Annotated in this window: 2 protein-coding genes; both read right to left on the bottom strand. The window is 66.7% G+C overall.

The window, feature by feature from the left end; translation table 11 throughout:
* On the bottom strand, nt 1-2,086 hold a 2,086-nt coding region (locus tag AAFP05_RS12890; protein WP_341730279.1), incomplete at its 3' end, for a hypothetical protein.
* A 68-nt stretch (nt 2,087-2,154) separates the two neighbouring features.
* Nucleotides 2,155-3,819, bottom strand: a complete 1,665-nt coding sequence (locus tag AAFP05_RS12885) for a S8/S53 family peptidase (RefSeq protein ID WP_341730278.1) — start codon at nt 3,817-3,819, stop codon at nt 2,155-2,157.
* Between the last annotated feature and the right edge of the window lie 77 nt (nt 3,820-3,896).

The raw sequence follows: 3,896 nt of genomic DNA, 5'->3' as shown, positions 1-3,896 counted from the left end.
TGCTGAACAACGGGTTGTCCGACACGTGATGGCCGTGCGCGGCCAGGTGCAGCAGGTCGACGGTGCCGGACATCGCGCCCACCGCGTCTGCAGTGGCCTCGGTGCCGGTGAGCACCTGGGCTTGCGACCAGTGGGCGGACGCGGCAGCCACCTCGTCAGCCGAGCGCGGCAGCCGGGGGCCTGCGGCGAAGCCCGAGGTGGCGAACTCGTGCGGCTTCGCCCTCGCCGTCACCCACGCGGACGCACTGCGCGGAATGGTCACCGATCGGCCGGAGAGCGTTGGCATCAGGGTCCAGGGCAGACCCGAGAACGCGCCGAGCGGGTTGATCACCACCCGGCGGGTGCGCAGTCGCCGGCGCACCACACCCAGAATCAAATCGTCGAGTACGCTCAACCGCTCCCGCAGGGATTCGACCACCGAGTCGGCGATCATCGGCGGCAGGTCGGCGGCGGCGAGGTCGAGGTCGGCCGGCAGGCCGCCCACCTGGGCGAGCACCTCGTCCGTCGAGCAGACCCGCATCAGCCTGCTCGAGGTGGCCGTCACCAGCAGCGCAAAAGCGTCAGGCCCCACGCTGAAGAATGCGATCAGGGTGGCGTCGCAGTCGGCCAGTTCGCGCTGCAGCTGGCCCACCGTGACCAGATCGTGCAACTCGGCGGCACCTTCGCCCATCCACGACTGCTCACGGACGATGCGAAGCAGCTGGTCGCGCTCGTGCAGCTCGTCGGCGCTCGGCTCGTCTTGACTGAGTGCGCGCAGCCGGGTGAGTCGCTCTGCCAGTTCAGGGTTCGCCGGCGGACGCAGGGGGTTCAGCCGGCCGGTCAGGGCGCCCGTGCGTTCGATCCACTGATGCACCACGCCTGGACGTCCGGTGGCCACCGCCAGTCGTAGCCCGCGTTCGAGCAGCGGCTGGGCGTGGCTCGCCGCCGACGTTTGAAGGTCGAGGCTGCCGAAGGTGGCCTGCCAGGCGGCGAGTTGATCGAGCGCATCTCGGATCACCCGCAAGGCGCGACTGGAGTGGCCCGCCGCTTCGGCCTCGGCGGCTCGCAGGTCGGCGGCGATCAAGCGCAGCGGCAGTGGGGTGTCCGGTGGCAGCCGCAGTTCGCCTGCCGTGCGGCTGTAGCCGGTCAGCAGCACCTGCAAGGTCAGCGCGTCTCGACGCATCTGAAGCTTGCGGCACTCATTCAGCAGATTCTCGGCCTCAACGGGGTCGGCCGTACCCATACTCAGTTCGCACGCCACCCTCAGCGCCTTGCCGCGTAGCGCTTGGCGGGGGGCACCGGCTCGACGAAAACGGCTGGTGGCAGAACGAGCCAATCGAGCCGCGGTGCTCGTGTCATGCCAGGCCAGCAACTGTGCCAACGTCAGCTCGGCCCCAGCCTGACGCAGCCGCTGCCGTCGCGCACCGAACTGGCTCGCCGCGCGACGCAGCAGTCGCAGTGCCTCGTCTTGTCGGCCCGCAGCTACCAGCGCCTCAGCCATGTCTTGATCAGAAACCGGCAGCAACGACGGCGACTCCACGGCGAGTGTGGCTGCCGATTCGCTCATCAGGCGAAGGGCACGAACCAGGTCACCGGCGAGCATGTAGGCGTACCCCAGGTTGCCGACCGCTTTGGCTTCGCCGATCGTGTGCCCGATCCTTCGGAACTGGTTCATGGCCACGGTGAAGTCAGCGATCGCCAACTGAATCTGCGATTGATCGAGAAAGATGTTGCCGCGGTTTATGCCGATTCTGGCCAACTCGGCGGGCTCGTCCAACAGTTTGGGCTCGGCCTGGGCGTAGTCGGCGAGAGCGCCTCGCGCATCGCCCAGCCGAATGCGAATGAGTCCTCGCTGCGACAGCAGCATGCCCTGCTCGCGTTCGCTCAGCACCGCAGACTCGGCGATCGTCTGCGAGAGCAGGTTCAAACCCTCTGCGGCGTCGCCCAGTTCGGTGTAGGTGTAACTGAGGCCACGCTTGAGGGCAGCGACCAGTGACGCGTCATCGGTTCGGGTCAGGGCCAGCAAAAAGAGGCTACGGGCGTGCCGGAAGCGGCCTCCGCTATTTGCCCGTACTGCCCGTTCATGCAGTTCCGCGGCAGTCAGCACCCCGACATGGTGACACGACCCACAACAACGCGCACACGCTCACGCCGTGCGCCGGCCCTCGCCCGGGGTCACAACTCACTGTTGGCTTTGATCGCCACCCAGCCACGCTTCACAGCGGTCGACTTGGCAGTGGCTTCGTCGCCGGGCATGTCGATGAGGAGCGTTTGAGCGATCCGCCCCGCCAGTACGGGTGCCGCGAACGATGTGCCGCTCCAGGCTCCGAAGCCCGAACTGAAGTTGTCGGGGTCGAGCGATTCTCGCGTGCGCCCCTGATAGATGACGCGGGCAGATGGCAGCAGCCCCCCGTTCCACGACGGCAGCGTGCTGATCAACGACACTCCGGGCGCCCAGGCGCGCACCCAAGGGCCGGTGTTCGAGAAGAGTGCGTCGGTTCCGTTGGGGTTGAGGGCGCCGACGCTCACGACAGGCAACGTGGTTGAACTCACGGGCAGCGCAATGGCAGGCGTTGGGTCGGTTTGCCAGGGCGCAAGGGCCGCAGGAAACTGCGGGCGGGCGGTCGAGTCGTTACCGGCCGAGACCACCACGATCACTCCAAGCGCTCCGAGCGCAGCCAGCAGTAGGCGTGCGGTCTCGACGGCCTCAGAATCTTCGACGGTCTCGTGGTAGTAGCCCATCGAGAGTGAAAGTACGTCGATGCGTCGTCCGCGCGGATCGCCTCGGTGGTAGGCCTGAACGAGCTTGACGATCTGCGAGATCGCACGCTCCCAGTCAGACTCCGCAACCGGGCCCTGCGACCCCACCAGCCTCCAACTCAGGATGGTGGCGTCAGGGCACCCTTGATGGACCAATCCTGCGATGAACGTGCCGTGCCCGGCGTACGGATCGAGCGCACCATCGAGTGGTCCGGCGAGATCGCCGTTCTCTTCGGGGTCGGTCTGCACGTCGGTCCACCCGATGGGCCCGTCCATCTCAACGGACTCGTCGACCACGTCTGTCAGCCACGGGTGCCTGGTGTCACACCCCGAGTCGAGAATGGCGACCACCGGCCGCAGCCGCTTCAGTTGCCGCATTTGGTCGTCTGTGTGGCGATACGGCCGCGGGCCCACGTAGTTGACCGGGCTTCGCCCATCGCCCAGCAGAATCGTGTTGGGTTCGAAGTGCGGCCTCGGGTTGGGTTCGAAGTGGGGCCTCGGGTTGGGTTCGAAGTGCGGGTTCGGCTCGAAGTGCGGGTTCGGTTCGAAGTGCGGGTTGGGCTCGAAGTGCGGATTGGGATCAAGAGAGGCCGAGCTGAACACGCCGTGGTCGAGCCCGACGCCCTCGACCGCCGCGCGATCGATGGCACGCGCCAACTGCAGCAGAATCCAGGCATCGGGAGCGCTCGCGGCTCCACCTTCGGTGACCTCGATGAGCAGCCTCGTGCGACCCAGCGTTATCTCGTTTTGCGGGTTTCGCGGATCAGGGATCGTCAGCTCCCAGGCCTGAAAGTCCGGATCGTCAACCACATGCCAGCCCTTACCTGCACCAGCTTGGTCGAGAACCTTCTTGATCGATTCCAACCTCGAGGTGGGTGCCAGCAACCGGTCACTGACATACACGGTCGCACGGGGGGTGACGCCCTTGATCTTCATGGCCGAACTGGGGTCGAGAATGCGTCCGCCGACCATGTCGACCAAGTCGCGGGGAGGAGCGACAGGGTCGCGATCCATCGGGTCGCGCCGCGGTCGAGGCGCAACGGCCGGCTTGTCGGTGTCGGGCTTCTCGTAGTCGCTCATCAGTCGGCGTCCTCTGGGTAGGAGTGAACTCAGATCTCGAACAGGGTGGTGCGAAAGGCGGGGTCGCTGCCGGCGGC

Origin of the sequence: Brooklawnia sp. (genome assembly GCF_032229645.1) — a bacterium.
In the GTDB taxonomy this organism is placed as follows: Bacteria; Actinomycetota; Actinomycetes; order Propionibacteriales; family Propionibacteriaceae; genus Brooklawnia.
The sequence above is the reverse complement of the archived record's forward strand: the minus strand, read 5'-3'. Positions and strand labels throughout refer to the sequence as shown.

Excerpts from the sequence above, each read along its gene's own strand:
- AAFP05_RS12885 (WP_341730278.1), bottom strand. The coding sequence starts at position 3,819 with ATGAGCGACTACGAGAAGCCCGACACCGACAAGCCGGCCGTTGCGCCT.